The sequence below is a fragment of the Myxococcus sp. CA005 genome (genome assembly GCF_006518205.1).
In the GTDB taxonomy this organism is placed as follows: Bacteria; Myxococcota; Myxococcia; order Myxococcales; family Myxococcaceae; genus Myxococcus; species Myxococcus xanthus.
The window spans coordinates 49,535-64,759 of sequence record NZ_SRLV01000024.1 but is presented as its reverse complement, the minus strand read 5'-3'; the positions used below and the strand labels follow the sequence as shown (position 1 = coordinate 64,759).

Here is a 15,225-nt window from a genome sequence, read left to right as displayed (position 1 = left end):
CATGCAAAAGGGAGCCCGCCCCACTGGCGCGAGCTCCCTTCCTGGACTTCACGGCGGGCCGGAGCCGACGCCTGGCCTCAGCCGTTCAGAACCACTTGGGCGATGGGCGACGCGGAGGAAGCGGGGAGGCCTCGGGGGCCTTCGCCGGAGCCTGCGCCACCGCGGGACGGCCGCCACCCGAACCCCTGGAACCGCCCTGGCCACCCCGGCTGGCGTTGCCACCGGAGCCACCCGAGCCCTGCGCCGAGCGGCCACCCTCGGGACGACCCTGCCCACGGCCTCCGCCGCCAGCGCCACCACGGCCCCCCCGGCGGCGGCGCGAAGCCCCCGCGGAGTGCCCGCCTCCACCACCGTTGCCCGCGGGACGCGGCGTGCCCTGGGGCCGCCCACCGTTGCCCGAAGGGCGGGCCTCCGGCGCGGCGCCGGACGCATGACTCACGGGACGCGGCGCGGGCTGGCCCGAGCGGTACGGATGGTCCTCCACCACGGGCACGTTGCGGCGGATGGTGCGCTCGATGTCGCGCAGGTACGCGCGCTCCTCGGCGTCGCAGAAGGACACAGCGGTGCCACTGGCCCCCGCGCGGCCGGTGCGGCCAATGCGGTGCACGTACTGCTCCGGCACGTTGGGCAGGTCGTAGTTGACGACGTAGCTCAGCCCGTCGATGTCGATGCCGCGCGCGGCGATGTCCGTGGCCACGAGCACGCGGAGCGTCCCGGAGCGGAACTCGTCGAGCGCGCGCTCACGGGCGTTCTGGCTCTTGTTGCCGTGGATGGCCGCCGAGCTGACGCCCGCGCCCTCCAACTGCTTCGCCACCCGGTTCGCGCCGTGCTTGGTGCGGGTGAAGACGAGCGCGCGGTGGATGTTGCCTTCCTTCAGCAGGTGCGTCAGCAGCCCGCGCTTCTGCTCGCGCTCCACGAAGTACACCTGCTGGCTCACCGTCTCCGCGGTGCTGGACGCCGGCGTCACCTCCACGCGGATGGGGTCCGTGAGGATGCTGCGCGCCAGGTCCACGATGTCCGGGGGCAGCGTGGCGCTGAAGAACAGCGTCTGCCGCTTGGGCGGCAGCGCCTTGATGACGCGCCGCACGTCGTGGATGAAGCCCATGTCGAGCATGCGGTCCGCCTCGTCGAGCACGAATACCTCGAGCGAGCGCAGCGACACGAAGCCCTGCTCCATCAGGTCGAGCAGGCGGCCCGGCGTGGCCACCAGCACATCCACGCCATTGCGCAGCGTCTGGACCTGCGGATTCTGGCCCACGCCACCGAAGATGACGGCGTGACGCAGGGGAAGCCCCTTGCCGTAGGTCCCGAAGCTGTCACCCACCTGACCCGCCAGTTCGCGCGTGGGCGTCAGGACCAGGCAGCGCACCGGGCGCGCCCCGCCCGCGGGCGCCTTGGCGGACAGCCGCTGGAGGATGGGCAGCGCGAAGGCCGCCGTCTTGCCCGTGCCCGTCTGGGCCACGCCGAGTACATCCCGCCCGGCCAGCGCGTGGGGGATGGCCTTCTGCTGGATGGGCGTGGGGGTGGTGTAACCCTCTGCCTTGACGGCGCGCAGGAGGGTGTCGTGAAGCTGAAGATCGTCGAAAGTCATGGGTTCCTGACGTTGAAGTGAGCCCGCCTCCTCCCCAGGGGAGGAAGCCCGCGCAGCGCGCCCAGTCGGACGTATGTCCGGGGCGCCTGGCGGTGCGCGGTCGGGCCCGGCCGGCCGAACCGCTTTGGGAACGGATGGGAACAGGGGGTCTCCCCTACCCATTCCGGAGAATCGGCGCGGGACCCTGCACTTTCCCGTCCCGGAAGTCCCGTGAAATCAACGGCTTGCTTTCCGGTTTTGTGGCCCCTGATGGACATTTGTACAGGGTCCAGATCCTTCCAAGTCGAAAGACCCGGAATGCCCTACAGGCCCCGGGAGCCACTCCTGGCTCCCGGGGCCGCCCTTCACCTCAGGCACGGGCCTCCGCCGCGTAAGAGGCCTGGAGTGCCTCTGGCACCGGCTCGTACGCGCCCAGCCGCATGCTGGCCTGGGCCCGGCCCTGGGTGCGGCCGCGCAGCCCGGTGACGTAGCCGAAGAGGCTGGCCATGGGCACCCGCGCGGAGACGAGCCGCACCACGCCGCGCGCCTCCATGCCCAGCACCCGCCCCCGCCGCGCCGCCAGGTCTCCCAACACCTCGCCGAGGTACTCCTCGGGCGTGGTGACCTCCACCTCCATCACCGGCTCCAACTGCTGCACGCCCGCCCTGTGCGCCGCCGCCTGGAGCGCCAGGGAGCCCGCCACGGCGAAGGCCTGGGGCGTGGAGTCACGCACGTGCGTGTCCCCATCCAAGAGCCGCACCTCCACGTCCACCAGCGGCACGCCGTCCCGCACGCCTCGGGCCATGGCCCCGGCCACGCCCTTCTCGATGGCGGGCACCAGTTCCTTGGGGATGGTGCCCCCGCGCGTGTCGTCCGTGAAGACGAGCCCCGCGCCACGCGGCGCCGGCCCCACGTCCAGCACCACGTACGCGTACTGTCCAGGCCCGCCCGACTGGCGGACGTGGCGGTACTCCTGCCGCACCTGGCGCCGGAGTGTGTCGCGCCAGGCCACCTTTGGCTGGCCCACGCGGGCCTCCACGCCGTGCTCTGTCCTCAAGCGGTCCACCACCACCTCCAGGTGCAGCTCACCCATGCCGGACAGCAGCACCTGGCCGCTCTCCGGGTCCACGCCCACACGCAGCGACGGGTCCTCCGCCGCCAGCCGGTGCAGGCCGTCCTCCAGCTTCGTCAGCTCCGCGGGCGAGCGCGCCTCCACGGCGAGCTGCACCACGGGCTCCATGACGCCCAGCGACTCCAGCACCACGGGCTCCGCCGGGTCGCACAACGTGTCGCCCGTGCGCACGCCTTTCAGGCCCAGCGCCGCGCAGATGTCTCCCGCATGGACCTCCGCCACTTCTTCGCGGCGGTTGGCGTGCATGAACATCAAGCGCCCCACCCGCTCACGCCGCCCGGTGGCGGGGTTGAGCAGGACGGTGCCCGCACGCAGCGTGCCCGAGTAGACGCGGAGGAACACGATGCCGCCCACGGCCTTGTCGCTCATGAGCTTGAAGGCCAGGGCGCAAGGCGGCCCCGAATCGGATACGGGCCGGGACACACGCTCCTCCTTGCCCGGAACAAAGCCCTCCACGGCGGGCATGTCCGACGGCGCGGGGAGGTAGTTGACGATGGCGTCCAGCAACATCTGCACTCCCTTCTTCTTGAAGGCCGACCCGCACAGCACCGGCACCAGCGTCCGCGCGAGAGCGCCCGAGCGCAGCGCGCGCTCCAGGTCCTCCGCGGTGATGTCCTCCAATCGCCCGTCCACGAACTTCTCCAGCACGGTGGCGTCTTCGTCCGCGCACGCCTCGATGAGCCGCAGCCGCTGCGCCTCCACCTCCGCGCGCACGGCCTCCGGAACGGCCTGGCCGTCGACGAAGCTTCCGTCCTCCCCGTCGAACATCACGGCCCGCATGCGCACCAGATCCACCAGCCCGCGGAACTCCGAGCCCGCGCCCAGGGGCCACTGCACGGCCACCGGCCGCGCGCCCAGCCGCGCCTGGATGGACGCGACGCTCATGGCGAAGTCCGCGCCCACCTTGTCCATCTTGTTGATGAAGGCGATGCGCGGCACGTTGTACCGGTCCGCCTGCCGCCACACCGCCTCCGACTGGGGCTCCACGCCCTGGCTCGCGTCGAAGACGGCGACCGCGCCGTCCAGCACGCGCAGCGAGCGCTCCACTTCGATGGTGAAGTCCACGTGCCCTGGGGTGTCCAGGACGTTGATGCGGTGGGGCACACCCGCGCCCATCCCCTGCCGGGGTTGCCAGAACGCGGTGGTGGCCGCGGAGGTGATGGTGATGCCGCGCTGCTTCTCCTGCGGCAGCCAGTCCATCTCCGTGGCTCCGTCGTGCACCTCTCCCACGGAGTGGATGCGACCGGTGAAGAAGAGGACGCGCTCGGTGAGCGTCGTCTTCCCCGCGTCGATGTGCGCCATGATGCCGATGTTGCGGTACCGCTCGATGCGTGTGTGGCGAGACATGAAGGACTCCCGTTCCCGTCGAGCAGCGAGGCCCGCGGGTTGAATTGAGGCGCCGGTTGAAATGAAGGGATGACGCCGCGAACGCCTCAGCGGCACACACGCGCGACTCGCCGGAGGGGCACGTCAGGCCCGCTCAGGGACGCGTGAGGACACACGAGGACGCGGCAAGAGAGAGGGCGGAGCCGGGGCTCACGGCACACGGGAACCAGCCAACCCGCGCGCCGGAGACACCGGTCCGCCAACTCAAATGTCGAGCAGAACCTCGTGACGGGGGGCGAGGCACACGTCCGCCGCCGGCGCGAACGTGCGCGCACACAGCAGGGCGTTGAAGAAGACGGGCCTCATGATGCGTTTGAATTAAAGCACAGACGCCGTGTTGTCAATCCGGGCACGGGTGCGAACACGCGAGCCCGGAATCACAGACATGCGCGCCGTCAGGTGCTGAGCGCCCGCACGCGCGCCGCGAGGTTGTGCGTGAAGAGGCGGAAGATGCGCAGCGCCGCCGCGTCATGCGTGTCCAGGTAGTGCTGGAAACCCGCGCGGGTGACGCGCAGGGCGCGGACCGCCGTGCGCGCGCGGACGTGTGCGGACACCGGGGCATCCTGCACCAGGGAGATTTCTCCCAGGTAGGCGCCAGGCCCCAGCGTGTTGAGCCGGCGCGCATCCGTCTCCGGCCCGCTGAACACGTCCACCTCGCCCTCCAGGAGCACGAAGAGGCCGCTGCCCGGCGAGCCCTTCTCCAGCAGCACCCCGCCCGCCGGGATGAGCACCTGCCGCGCCACGCGGTACAGGTCCTTCATGTCATCGAGCGACAGCTCTCCGAAGATGGGGATGGCCTTCAAGTAGTGGTAGCCATTGGCCTCCGGCGCCGCCGCGTTCGAGGGCAGGCGCGCAATGACGGCCTCGGCCTCCGCGTCCATGCCCAGGCGGCGCAGCAGCCGGGCCTTCTCCGCCGCCAGCGCCGGGTCTCCCCGTGCCGACTCCGTGCCGCGCACCGTGTCGGCCAGGAGCGCCAGCGCACGCCGCGTGAAGCCCTCGCCATCCAGCAGCTTGCACATGCGCAGCACGGACTCCAGGTGACGCGGGTCACCGGAGGGAACGCTCGCGAGCGCTTCCACCTCCGCGTGCGGCTGGCCCAGCTCGCGGTAGAGCTGCGCCGCCTCGTACGGACGCCCCAGGCGCACCAGGCAGTGCGCCATGGCCTCACGCGCGCCCAGGCCGCGGTAGGCCTCCAGCGCGCGCTCCATGGCGCCGCCCCGCTCGAAGGCGGCTGCGGCGCGCTCCACCTCACCCGCGCGCAGGTACGCCTCCGCCGCGTCCACGTAACGCCCGCCCTGGACGTACAGCTCCGCCACCAGGCCCGCGGCGCCGCAGCCATCCAGCAGGCGCGCGGCGCCCGAGAAGTCACGGGCCTGGCGCAGGACTTCCGCCAGACGCTGGCGCTCCGCCACCGCGGCCTGCGCGGCCTCCTTCTGGAGCCGCTCGCGTTGGGAGCTCCCCAGCTCCTCGTAGAGCTGCGCCGCCACCTCGGACGACGGCTGCGTGAGCAGCCCGTGGAACGCGCCCTCCCCCGGGACTGCTGCTCGGGGGCCTTCCAAACTCATCTCCGCCTCGGACCGCGACATCGCTCGCCTCCCCCATTCCGGGTCACCACGAACATCCAGGCCGGTCCACGCCGACCCGAACTTCCCGGAAGACAAGGAAATCCTATAGCACGTCGGCGAGCGGAGTTCCTCGCCTCCGTCAGCGGACGGACACGAGCTCGGTGTCGAAGATGAGGACCGTGTACGGCGGAATCCGTCTGCCCGAGCCGGTGGCGCCATAACCCAGGGACGACGGGATGATGAGGCGACGACGGCTCCCCACGCGCATGCCGGCGATGCCTTCATCCCAGCCCGCGATGACCTGCCCCACGCCCAGGGTGAAGCCGATGGCGGGCCCGTTGCCGGTGGCGTCGAAGCTGCGGCCGTCCGGCAGGTAGCCCGTGTAGCGCACCTGCACGCGCTTGCCCGCCTCGGCCTGCGCGCCATCCTCCACGACGAAGGTGTCCTGGATGTAGAGCCCGCTCTCCAGCCGGGTCATCTCGGCCAGGTCCACATTGAGTGACTCCGCGTACGTCACCTTGGTCGGGTCTCCCGAATCGGGGTTGACGCTTTCGTCGTCGCCACAGCCGAGCAGCGAGACAGCCAGGAGCATGGGAACCAGCAGGGAGCGGAGCATGACGACCTCGAAGGGGTGCGTGAACCGGGAATCGGCCTCGCGGGATGGCGAAGCCTGCCCCGGCGCGGCGGCGTGGGAAAGGGGCCAGGGGTGTGCCCATGCCGCCTTCCCGCCTGCCCCCCTGGAATCCTGGAGCGCGGCGGGAACGCATTCGTTATGCAGGATTCCCGATGCCACGCTGGGTCAGCCTGCTCCTCTTCTTCATTCCCGTGCTCGCCGTACTGTCGGTGGGCCATGTCTATCTCTACCGTCGGCTCGTCCGTGACGTGACGAAGCGCAAGTGGCTGCGGCGCACCGCCCAGGGTCTGTTCGCCGTGGGCTTCGTCGGAGCCCTGAGCGCGCGGGCCATTGGCTCCGTGCTGCCCTCGGAGGGCGCCCGGCGCCTGGGCATCGTCTTCCTCCTGTGGATTGGCCTGGTCCTCTACCTGCTCATGTTCACCCTGGCGGTGGACATGGTGCGGGCCCTGGCCGCGTGGCGTGAGCGCCGCAAGGCACGCGCGGAGACGACGGCCCCCACCGCGCCCGCGTCGCCGGAGCGCCGGGCGCTGCTGGGTCAGGGGCTCGCGGTGGGCGCGGGGCTCGCGGGCGTGGCGACGAGCTCCTACGGCGGCTGGCGCGCATACCACCCACCCGATGTGCGAGACATCCCCGTGCGGCTGCCCCACCTGCCGCGCGAGCTGGAAGGCCTCACGCTGGTGCAACTCACCGACATCCACATCGGAGGGGTGATTCAGCGCCGCTTCATGGATGAGCTGGTGTCCCGCACCAACGCACTCAAGCCGGACGTCATCGCCATCACCGGGGACCTGGTGGACGGCTCCGTGAATGCGCTGGGGGGCTTCGCCGCCAGCCTGGGGAAGCTGCGCGCGCGGTACGGCACCTGGTTCGTCACCGGCAACCACGACTACTACTCGGGCGCCGATTCGTGGGTCGCCTTCCTGGAGGGGCTGGGCATCCACGCGCTGCGCAACCGCTCCGTGTCCATTGGCGACGGCGCGGCCTCCTTCCAGTTGGCGGGCGTGGACGACTGGAGCGCGCACCGCATGGGCGAGCGCGGCTATGACCTGGACGCGGCGCTGCGCGACGTGCGGCCCGACCGTGCCTCCGTGCTGCTGGCACACCAGCCGTCCAACTTCGACGAGGTGGCCCGGCGCGGCGTGGGGCTCCAAGTCTCAGGGCACACGCACGGCGGACAGATGTTCCCGGGCAACCTGATGGGCGACCTCATCTGGGGAGACCGCAACGCGGGCCTGAGCCGCACGGGCGACTCGCTCATCTACGTCAGCCGGGGTTGTGGCTTCGTCGGCCCACCCATGCGCGTGGGCGCGCCCCCGGAGATTGCCCGACTGGTGCTGCTGCCCGCGTAGCCCTCGGGCCGCGTCAGCCCAGCGACATGTCCAGCACCAACGCGAGCACGAAGCCCCACATGAGGCCGGTGGTGGCCTCGCGCTCGAAGCCGCCGCGGTGGCTCTCCGGAATCATCTCGTGGCTGATGACATAGAGCATCGCCCCGCCCGCGAAGGCCAGTCCCCACGGCAGCAGCGCGGAGCTGAGTGACAGGGCCAGGACGCCGAACAGCGCGCCGACCGGTTCCACCATGCCGGTGAGCAGCGCCAGGAACGCGGCGCGCGACGCGGACGCCCCCGAGGCCCGCAGCGCCAGCGCCACCACCAGGCCTTCGGGAATGTTCTGCGCGCCGATTCCCAGCGCCACCGACAGGCCCAGCTCCGGCTGCGGCGCGGCGAAGGACACGCCCACCGCCAGGCCTTCCGGGAAGTTGTGCAGCGTCATGGCCAGCACGAACAGCAGCGCGCTGTTCCACTTCGTGCCGCCATGGCCCTCGTGGCCCTTGAGCGCGTGTTCGTGCGGCATCAAGTCGTGCCACACGCGCAGGAACAGCCCACCCAGCAACACACCCGCCGCCACGCGCAGTGCCGCCGAAGGCCCGTCATGGCCCTGCCCTCTCACCAATTCCATCGCGGGGATGACCAGCGAGAAGGACGTGGCCGCCAGCATCACGCCCGCGCTGAAGCCCAACATCCGGTCCTGGGCCTTCCGGCTGAGCTCCGAGGTGACGAGCACGGGCAGCGCGCCCAGTCCCGTCGCCGTGCCCGCCAGCAGGCTTGCCACCAACCCCGCCCCCATGCCTTCGATGCTCCAATGGTCCACGCGTCCGAGGTGCCTCCGCGCCCAACACTAACGGCCTCGCCCTCCAGGGCAGGACGGGATGCTGCTGGCGTTCGCAACCCCGTGACTTTCCAGAGCTTTCCTCACCGAACCTTGAGAAGCGCGAGCGCCGGAAACACTTTCGCAGGTGGCCCGTAGAGGAGTCGGGTGATGCGGAGCCAAACGGACGAAGCACTCATGGAACGGTTTCGCGACGGAGCACAGGACGCCTTCGAGGACCTCTTCGCGCGGCACGCGCCGCGGGTCCAAGGCTTCCTGGCCCGGATGGTGCGCAATGGCGCGCTCGCGGAAGATCTGCTCCAGGCCACCTTCTTGTCCGTCATCCGCTCGCGGGGCCGCTACGAGCCCGGCACCCGCTTCATCCCCTGGCTGATGACCATTGCCGCGAACGCCGCGCGCGACGCGTTGAGGCATCAGCGGCACGTAGACGCCTATGCCTCCCGGGAGGACACCGCGACGCCCGCATCCGCGGCGCCGGATGACAGCGACCCGTCGCTGCGCAGGCACCTGCTGGACGCCTTGCAACAACTCCACCCGGACCACCGTGAAGCCGTGGTGCTCAGCAAGGTGGAGGGCTGGTCCTTCGAGGAGATTGGCGCGCTGCGGGGCATCAGCCCTGGCGCCGCGCGGCTGCGAGCGCACCGGGGCTACGAGAAGCTGCGCGAGCTGCTGGGCGAGCTGGAGCTGGAGGTGGCGCGATGAAGCCACCGATGGACCTGGACTCGTTGCTCACCCAGACGCCCGCGAAGGACAACGCCGCGCTGGAGCGCGTGCTCGCCGCGGCCCGGGGTGAACTGGCGCTTCGTCGTCCGGTGCGGCGCTGGCGCACGCAGGCCGTCGGGTTGATGGCGGCGTCGGCGGGACTGGGCCTGCTGGCGGCCGTGGTGCTGCTCGCGGTGGGCGCGGTCACCGGCCCCCTGCTCCTGGCGCGCGCGCCCCTGCTGGCGATGCTGGTGGGAACCAGCGCGGTGTGCGCCTGGGGCGCGCTGTCTCCCAAGGGCCGCTGGATGCGCCGGCTGGGCGTGGGGCTGGCGGTGGTCAGCGCGGCGGCCCTGGTGCTCGCCCGGGGCGCGCCGCACAGTCCCCCATCGTTCCCGGGCTGGGTCTGCACCGTCAGTCACCTGGCCATCGGCGTGGTGCCGCTGGTGGTGGCGCTGTTCGCGCTGCGCGGGGCCTTCTTCCAGCCGCTGCGCGCCGTGGTGGCGGGCCTGTCGGTGGGCTCGACGGGCGCGCTGCTCGGAGAGCTCGCCTGTGAGCAGGACTGGCGGCACGTCCTCTCCCACCACCTGCTCGCATGGGTCGTCATCACCGTCGTACTGGTGGTCATCTCGAAGTCGCTCAAACCCCGTTCCTACGCGCCATGATCCAGGACCCCTCACTCATCATCTGCCATGACGTGGACGGCGCACCGGTGCGCATTGGCGCGAAGGTGAAGGTCGTTCCGCACTCCGAGGACGGCACCATCAGCCAGCGCTTCCTGGGCCAGACGGGAATCGTCGTGGGGCTGGTGTTCGACGACCCGGCCACGCAGTACCCCGATGACCCGCTCATCCAGGTGCTCGTCGAAGGGCTGGGCGAAGACCTCTTCTTCCCGGAGGAGCTGGAGCTGGCCCCGGAGTGGGCCCGCAACCGGATTGCCCAGCACCGTCAGGCCGTGCGGACCGGCGGCCGGAGTTCGCTGGAGCGCCTGCCCTGACGTGGCGGGCCCCGCGTCAGCGCGTACCCGACTGCGCTCGCGCGAACGCCACCGCCTGAGAAATCGCCTTGGAGCTGGGAAAGAGGCTCCGCGCCCGTTCCTCCACCTCCAGCGCCGCCTCCAGTTGTCCCTGCGCGCCCAGCGCGTGAATCCAGCCCGCCCACGCTTCCTCCAGCAAGGCCATCGCGGCGCTGGCCGCGGAGGAGAAGGCGCGCTCCGCCTCATCGGGCGCCTGTCGCACTGAGACGAGGAAATGTCCCAGCGCCAGCAGGGGCTCCGGGGCCCCCGCGGAGACGTCCGACGCGGAGCGGAGCACCTGCTCGGCCTCAGACACCGCGGCCTCCGGGTCCGCCGCTTCGTTCCGGCCGGCCAGCAACGTGCGGCTCAACGACAGGAGATTGGGAACGAACGCGGGACAGCTCTGCGCCAGCGCGCGGTACGCCTCGAGCCGGTGACCGCCCTCCAGCGGCTCCGCGTTCGCCAGCTTCCACTTCCTACGCAGCTCCTGGGGGGACACGTGCTCAGACATGTCCGCACCCTACGCCTCCGCCGCGCCAGAGTGGGAGCCGACAACGCGCCTCAGTAGGACGCGGTGATGCCCCAGTGCAGACTGGAGTACGTCTCCGCCGCCACGCCGCCCTCATCCCAGCCCAGCTTCGTGCCGGCGCCGGAGAACGTGTCCTGGAAGCGGGACAGGCGAAAGCGGACCGAGTAACCGAAGGGCCCCCAGATGTCGCCCCCGACGCCCAGCTCCGCCTCCCAGCCGAAGCTGGACACCGACGTGCCGTAGTCGCTGACCTCGGCGTCCAACGCCGCGCTGCCGGCGCCCAGGCCCTTGCCCGGCTTCGGGCTCAGGAAGAACTGACCCGCGCCCTCCAGCCGGACCCAGCGCACCAGCGGCACCGACACCTCCAACCCCACGGCGGGGAACAAGCGGTGCGTCCCGGTGAGCGGGCTGTTGGAGGACGCGTCCACGTCGAAGGCGCGGGTGAGAAGCCCCGCGCGCAGCCCCGCATGGCCCAGCGACGCGTTCGCCTCCCCCATGCCGAAGAAGTAGCGGTACAGCGCCTGCGCGGTGAGCACCGAGTCGGTGGCCACCGCCTCGCGCGTGGTCGACCGGCCGGCGTCACTCACCAGCGTCACGTTGGTGGAGGAATACCCACGCCGATACCCCAGCGACAGGCCCAGGCCGCGCAGCAGGGATTCGCTGTTCGCCAGCGGCAGCAGCTCCAGTTCGGCGGCGATGCCCAGGTACGGCACCGACGACGCATAGCTCACCGTGTCCCCCAGGCGCTCGTTCGCCGGGAGCCGGTCATATTCGCCACAGGACTTCACGCCGGGCCGCGCGCAGAAGTTGCGCCACGTCGTCGTGCCCCCCAACGTCAGCCGCGCCAGGGGCGGGCGCGCCGGCGCGTCTCCCACCGTGCCGCCAGAGCCCGTATCCAGCGCCACCTCCAGGAAAGGGGCCTGCCGCTGCCGCGCATCTCCCTCCACCTCCAGCACCACGACGCTCGGCTTCGCCGGTCCCGAGTCCTTCCGCTTCGCCGCGGCAGCCAGGGCCTGCGGCGAGGCCAGCGCCACCACCAGGGCACACCACAGCCCCCAGCGAACCATCGAGTGTCGGGCGGTCGTCATTCCCCAGGGAGGTTCACCCACCCCGTCGGGGAAGTCCAGGCTCGGCGGTTCTCCCGCCGCTCAGGCGTTGAGCGTCGCGGCAGGTCCCATCGCCGGCGCCGCGGGAGACATGCGGGAGGAGGCGGGCTCGGACATGGGAGGCGCCGACGTGTTCTCATCATGGGCCGACAGGTGCTCGGCGCGGCCGATGCCCAGGAAGTCCCGGCGGTAGATGCGGACCATGGCCATGAAGATGGAGGCGATGAGCGGCCCCACCAGCAGGCCCATCATCCCGAACACGGCCAGCCCGCCGAACATGGACAGGAAGACGAGCAGCGGGTGCAGCGCCATGCGCGAACCACACAGCCGGGGCCGGATGACGTTGTCGATGCTGCCCACCAGGAAGGCGCCCCAGGCCAGGAGGAACACGCCCTCGCTCACCTGGTTGGCGGCGATGAGCACCACGCCAATGGGCCCCCACACCAGGGCCGTTCCGCCCACGGGCACCAGCGCCACCAGCACCATGGCCGCGCCCCACACGCCGGCATGCGGCACCCCCGCGATGAGCAGCCCGACGAAGCCCACGGCGCCCTGGATGAGCGCGGTGACGGTGTTGCCATAGATGATGGCGTAGGCGACGTCGGTGAACTCGCGCGCGAAGGCCTCGAAATAGCGCCTGTCCAGCGGGATGAGCCGCATGACCTCGGCCACCAGCCGGCGCCCGTCGAGGAAGAAGTAGTACATGGCCACGGACATCAGGAACAGGTTGATGACCAGGTCCGTGCCCGCCGCCGCCACGTCGCGCAGCAACGACGCGCCGCCCGTCATCGCGGCCAGGAGCGCCCGCTCCGTCTCCGCGCTGTCCACGCCCAGCCGGAGATAGCGCTCCAAGCCCAGCGGCAGGCTGGCGAGGAACGGGTGACGCAGGTGCTGCTGCTCCAGCAAGACCTGCGCCTGGCCCACGAACTGGAACACCTCGCGCGCCACCATCCACCCGACCAGCGCCAGCGGCGCCAGGATGAGGACGAACACGGTGACGGTGGACACCCCGGCGCTGAGAGACTTGCGGCCCCCCAGCTTCTGGCACAGGGAGTCCTGCACCGGCATGAACAGCACCACCAGGAAGCCGCCCAGCAACACCGGCATCAGGAACGGCAGCAGAATCCTGGAGAAGAGAATCAGCGCCAGGGCAAAGAGCCCGGCGAATACAAAATTGGACCACCGCCTCGAGTCAGCCACCGCCTCACCCCACCCCGCCCTGCGAGCCCACCGAACGCCGCCCTTGCCCAACGTAGGAACCGGCCGTCCCACCGGGAAGTCCGGCTTCCGCCTCAAGGAGAACCAAGTCATGACTTCTGGACGTTTCGCCCCCTTCTTCGCCGGGTTGCTCCTGCTCACCACCGGAGGCTGTGGCGGAGAAGCCCCCCGCTGCACGGAATGCCCCGCGGTCGAAGGCCGCTACCGGCTGCAATTCGACACAGGCGCGGGCGTGCCTCCGGAGTGCGCGCTCCTGGGGGTGGAGGTTCCCACGGGTGAAGTCCTGGACATCGCCCGCTCGGGCGAAAACCTCACCAGCCGGCTGGCGGGCGTCCCCGTCCGGGGCACCATCACCACCCAGGGGACCTTCCTGATGACGGGAACGGGAGTGCCCTCGGCGAACCGGACGGACACCCTGACGCTCACCGGCAGCTACCTGGCGCCGCTGACGGATGGCGGGACGGCGTCCATCAACGGCGTCCTCACGGGCAGCTACGTGCGCGCATCCGACACGGGGGGGCAGCGCTGCAACGTCAACAGTCCGTTCTCGGCGACCCGGGACTGAGCCACGGGCCGCACGAGCGCGGTCGGAACGACTACTTCTTCTTCGACTCCGCGGCGGCCTTGGCCTCGGCCTTGTTCTTCTTGGCCCGCTTCTTCCAGGCCTGCTTGATCTTCATCTGCACGCGACGGTGCTTGCTCTTGCTGCGGGCCATCTTTGACTCCTGTGCTCCGTACGGAGACGTGAAAAGAGGGGCTTAACTATCAGAACCCGGCGGGCTCCCGGAAGAGGAACCCTCGGGCCCCCCCGGCTCGCCGGTGTCGTCCGGTGCCGGACGGGTGGGAAACGGGATTCCCTCGGCGCTCCGGACCTGGGTCGGCCGGGCGGTGGACACCGTCACGTCCCCCTCCCGGTCCTCGTTGCTGGGCCGCTCCTTGGCCGCCGGAGCGCTCGACTGCTGGGGGCGCTTCTTCACGGACGCGAAAATCGGCTTGTAGGCGTCCAGGAAGCGCCGGACCTCGCCCAGGGGGAGCGCCGGACAGTGGTTGCCGTTGGCGCCCGTCATGGACGTGGCCATGCACATGGCGTTGAGGATGGCCTCCTCGGTGGCCTCCATGACCGCCTCATAGAGGGGGTCCAGGCGCTGATCCAGGAGGAGCTTCAGCTTGTAGACCATCTTCTGCGTGCGCCGGGGGATGATGTTCGCCGTGGAGAAGCCGACGACAATCTCCCCTGAGCCGTGCGCCGCGTAGCTGCCCACGCGGCCAATGCCCAGCGCCACGCGCTTGCAGAGGCGGTTGATTTGATGGCTCAGCAACGGCGCGTCCGTGGCCACCACCGCGATGATGGAGCCGTACGTCTGGCCGCGCTTGGGCGTGCCCTTGAACTTCTCCGCCAGCACCTCACCCACGGGCATGCCGCCCACCCGCAGGTTGTGCATCTTCCCGAAGTTGGACATCACCAGCACACCCAGCGTGTAGCCGCCCAGCACCTCCGGCAACTTGCGGGACGACGTGCCGATGCCGCCCTTGAAGTCGCACGTCACCATGCCAGTGCCGCCGCCCACGTTCCCCTCGGCCACGGGGCCAGTGGAGGCGTTGTTGATGGCCTCGAAGACATGCTCCTCGCGCACGTGGCGCCCGGAAATGTCGTTGAGCCAGGAATCGTCACACTCCCCCACCACGGGGATGATGACATCGTGCTCGTCACCGATGCCGGGGTAGCGGTCCACCAGGTAACGCGCCACGCCGTCCGACACCGCGCCCACCGCCATGGTGTTGGTGAGGAGGATGGGCGTCTCGATGAGGCCCCACTCCATGAGCTGCGTCATGCCGGCGACCTCGCCCGCGCCGTTGAGCACGAAGCCGCCCCCCGTCATGCGCTCCATGAAGATGTTCCCCTGGTTGGGGAGGATGGCGGTGACCCCCGTGCGCACCGGACCGTGCCCGGGACGAAGCGGGCCCTCGCCACGTATCAACGTGCTGTGCCCGACGAGCACCCCCTCCACGTCGGTGATGGCGTTGAACTTGCCGGGCTTGAAGCGCCCCAGCGGCAGGCCCAGCTCACGGGCCCGAACGCGCGGACCCGTCTCCTCGGGGATGTGCACCATAGAGGGAGGACACTAACCGACCGATCCCCACAGTCAACCACTCCAGGCAGCCCCGCCCGCCCCCTCGAAGAGGAGGCATGGGACGGGGCGG

General features: G+C 70.6%; 15 protein-coding genes. 5 read left to right on the top strand and 10 right to left on the bottom strand.

Annotation, left to right across the window (positions count from 1 at the left end):
- Positions 1 to 85: 85 nt before the first annotated feature.
- The 4 genes from FMQ63_RS13340 to FMQ63_RS13325 all read right to left on the bottom strand — a co-directional run bounded on the left by FMQ63_RS13340 (position 86) and on the right by FMQ63_RS13325 (position 6,269).
- A complete protein-coding gene (locus tag FMQ63_RS13340; protein ID WP_011554088.1) occupies positions 86 to 1,591 on the bottom strand; it encodes a DEAD/DEAH box helicase in 1,506 nt (501 codons plus the stop codon).
- 349 nt (positions 1,592 to 1,940) lie between these two features.
- Positions 1,941 to 4,049: an elongation factor G gene (gene fusA / locus FMQ63_RS13335; protein ID WP_011554089.1), complete on the bottom strand. Its 2,109-nt coding sequence runs from the start codon at positions 4,047 to 4,049 to the stop codon at positions 1,941 to 1,943.
- A 434-nt stretch (positions 4,050 to 4,483) separates the two neighbouring features.
- Complete coding sequence (locus FMQ63_RS13330) at positions 4,484 to 5,674, bottom strand: cyclic nucleotide-binding domain-containing protein (protein WP_011554091.1); 1,191 nt, start codon at positions 5,672 to 5,674, stop codon at positions 4,484 to 4,486.
- Between the two features lie 118 nt (positions 5,675 to 5,792).
- Positions 5,793 to 6,269 (bottom strand): FKBP-type peptidyl-prolyl cis-trans isomerase, encoded by a 477-nt coding sequence (locus FMQ63_RS13325; protein WP_026114233.1) that lies wholly within the window; start codon positions 6,267 to 6,269, stop codon positions 5,793 to 5,795.
- A 170-nt stretch (positions 6,270 to 6,439) separates the two neighbouring features.
- Between FMQ63_RS13325 and FMQ63_RS13320 the strand changes: the two genes are divergently transcribed.
- Positions 6,440 to 7,636, top strand: a complete 1,197-nt coding sequence (locus FMQ63_RS13320) for a metallophosphoesterase (protein WP_011554093.1) — start codon at positions 6,440 to 6,442, stop codon at positions 7,634 to 7,636.
- A 13-nt stretch (positions 7,637 to 7,649) separates the two neighbouring features.
- On the opposite strand, the gene FMQ63_RS13315 is transcribed toward FMQ63_RS13320, so the two are convergent.
- Positions 7,650 to 8,414: a ZIP family metal transporter gene (locus tag FMQ63_RS13315; protein ID WP_011554094.1), complete on the bottom strand. Its 765-nt coding sequence runs from the start codon at positions 8,412 to 8,414 to the stop codon at positions 7,650 to 7,652.
- A gap of 192 nt (positions 8,415 to 8,606) precedes the next feature.
- On the opposite strand from FMQ63_RS13315, the gene FMQ63_RS13310 reads away from it, so the two are divergent.
- The 3 genes from FMQ63_RS13310 to FMQ63_RS13300 are packed head-to-tail and all read left to right on the top strand — an operon-like array spanning position 8,607 to position 10,152.
- Positions 8,607 to 9,158, top strand: coding sequence for an RNA polymerase sigma factor (locus tag FMQ63_RS13310; protein WP_020478333.1), 552 nt, complete (start codon positions 8,607 to 8,609; stop codon positions 9,156 to 9,158).
- Positions 9,155 to 9,820, top strand: a complete 666-nt coding sequence (locus FMQ63_RS13305) for a carotenogenesis protein CarR (protein WP_011554096.1) — start codon at positions 9,155 to 9,157, stop codon at positions 9,818 to 9,820. Before FMQ63_RS13310 ends, FMQ63_RS13305 begins: the two co-directional genes overlap by 4 nt.
- Positions 9,817 to 10,152, top strand: coding sequence for an antirepressor protein CarS (locus FMQ63_RS13300; protein ID WP_011554097.1), 336 nt, complete (start codon positions 9,817 to 9,819; stop codon positions 10,150 to 10,152). The genes FMQ63_RS13305 and FMQ63_RS13300 overlap by 4 nt, the downstream gene beginning before the upstream one ends.
- A 16-nt stretch (positions 10,153 to 10,168) precedes the next feature.
- On the opposite strand, the gene FMQ63_RS13295 is transcribed toward FMQ63_RS13300, so the two are convergent.
- From FMQ63_RS13295 to FMQ63_RS13285, 3 genes are read right to left on the bottom strand one after another with little or no spacing between them, the layout of a single operon-like run.
- Positions 10,169 to 10,681: a hypothetical protein gene (locus tag FMQ63_RS13295; RefSeq protein WP_011554098.1), complete on the bottom strand. Its 513-nt coding sequence runs from the start codon at positions 10,679 to 10,681 to the stop codon at positions 10,169 to 10,171.
- 50 nt (positions 10,682 to 10,731) lie between these two features.
- Positions 10,732 to 11,787: a hypothetical protein gene (locus FMQ63_RS13290; RefSeq protein ID WP_216608423.1), complete on the bottom strand. Its 1,056-nt coding sequence runs from the start codon at positions 11,785 to 11,787 to the stop codon at positions 10,732 to 10,734.
- Between the two features lie 60 nt (positions 11,788 to 11,847).
- Entirely contained in the window at positions 11,848 to 13,005 is a 1,158-nt protein-coding gene (locus tag FMQ63_RS13285) for an AI-2E family transporter (protein ID WP_011554100.1), read from the bottom strand.
- Positions 13,006 to 13,114: 109 nt separating this feature from the next.
- Here FMQ63_RS13285 and FMQ63_RS13280 point away from each other — a divergent pair, with 109 nt between their 5' ends.
- Positions 13,115 to 13,588, top strand: a complete 474-nt coding sequence (locus FMQ63_RS13280; protein WP_020478332.1) for a hypothetical protein — start codon at positions 13,115 to 13,117, stop codon at positions 13,586 to 13,588.
- Positions 13,589 to 13,619: 31 nt separating this feature from the next.
- Here FMQ63_RS13280 and FMQ63_RS13275 read toward each other — a convergent pair whose 3' ends face one another.
- On the bottom strand, positions 13,620 to 13,739 hold the full coding sequence (locus FMQ63_RS13275; RefSeq protein WP_002636551.1) for a hypothetical protein: 120 nt from the start codon (positions 13,737 to 13,739) through the stop codon (positions 13,620 to 13,622).
- A gap of 42 nt (positions 13,740 to 13,781) precedes the next feature.
- Positions 13,782 to 15,134, bottom strand: coding sequence for a P1 family peptidase (locus FMQ63_RS13270; RefSeq protein ID WP_011554102.1), 1,353 nt, complete (start codon positions 15,132 to 15,134; stop codon positions 13,782 to 13,784).
- Positions 15,135 to 15,225: the final 91 nt, after the last annotated feature.

What these genes read in the sequence shown, in the direction of transcription:
- FMQ63_RS13280 (WP_020478332.1), top strand. Translation starts at nt 13,115, where the DNA reads ATGACTTCTGGACGTTTCGCCCCCTTCTTCGCCGGGTTGCTCCTGCTC.
- FMQ63_RS13295 (WP_011554098.1), bottom strand. Translation starts at nt 10,681, where the DNA reads ATGTCTGAGCACGTGTCCCCCCAGGAGCTGCGTAGGAAGTGGAAGCTG.
- FMQ63_RS13275 (WP_002636551.1), bottom strand. Translation starts at nt 13,739, where the DNA reads ATGGCCCGCAGCAAGAGCAAGCACCGTCGCGTGCAGATGAAGATCAAG.
- FMQ63_RS13310 (WP_020478333.1), top strand. Translation starts at nt 8,607, where the DNA reads ATGCGGAGCCAAACGGACGAAGCACTCATGGAACGGTTTCGCGACGGA.
- fusA (WP_011554089.1), bottom strand. Translation starts at nt 4,049, where the DNA reads ATGTCTCGCCACACACGCATCGAGCGGTACCGCAACATCGGCATCATG.
- FMQ63_RS13290 (WP_216608423.1), bottom strand. Translation starts at nt 11,787, where the DNA reads ATGACGACCGCCCGACACTCGATGGTTCGCTGGGGGCTGTGGTGTGCC.
- FMQ63_RS13305 (WP_011554096.1), top strand. Translation starts at nt 9,155, where the DNA reads ATGAAGCCACCGATGGACCTGGACTCGTTGCTCACCCAGACGCCCGCG.
- FMQ63_RS13270 (WP_011554102.1), bottom strand. Translation starts at nt 15,134, where the DNA reads ATGGTGCACATCCCCGAGGAGACGGGTCCGCGCGTTCGGGCCCGTGAG.
- FMQ63_RS13315 (WP_011554094.1), bottom strand. Translation starts at nt 8,414, where the DNA reads ATGGGGGCGGGGTTGGTGGCAAGCCTGCTGGCGGGCACGGCGACGGGA.
- FMQ63_RS13320 (WP_011554093.1), top strand. Translation starts at nt 6,440, where the DNA reads ATGCCACGCTGGGTCAGCCTGCTCCTCTTCTTCATTCCCGTGCTCGCC.
- FMQ63_RS13325 (WP_026114233.1), bottom strand. Translation starts at nt 6,269, where the DNA reads ATGCTCCGCTCCCTGCTGGTTCCCATGCTCCTGGCTGTCTCGCTGCTC.
- FMQ63_RS13300 (WP_011554097.1), top strand. Translation starts at nt 9,817, where the DNA reads ATGATCCAGGACCCCTCACTCATCATCTGCCATGACGTGGACGGCGCA.
- FMQ63_RS13330 (WP_011554091.1), bottom strand. Translation starts at nt 5,674, where the DNA reads ATGTCGCGGTCCGAGGCGGAGATGAGTTTGGAAGGCCCCCGAGCAGCA.
- FMQ63_RS13340 (WP_011554088.1), bottom strand. Translation starts at nt 1,591, where the DNA reads ATGACTTTCGACGATCTTCAGCTTCACGACACCCTCCTGCGCGCCGTC.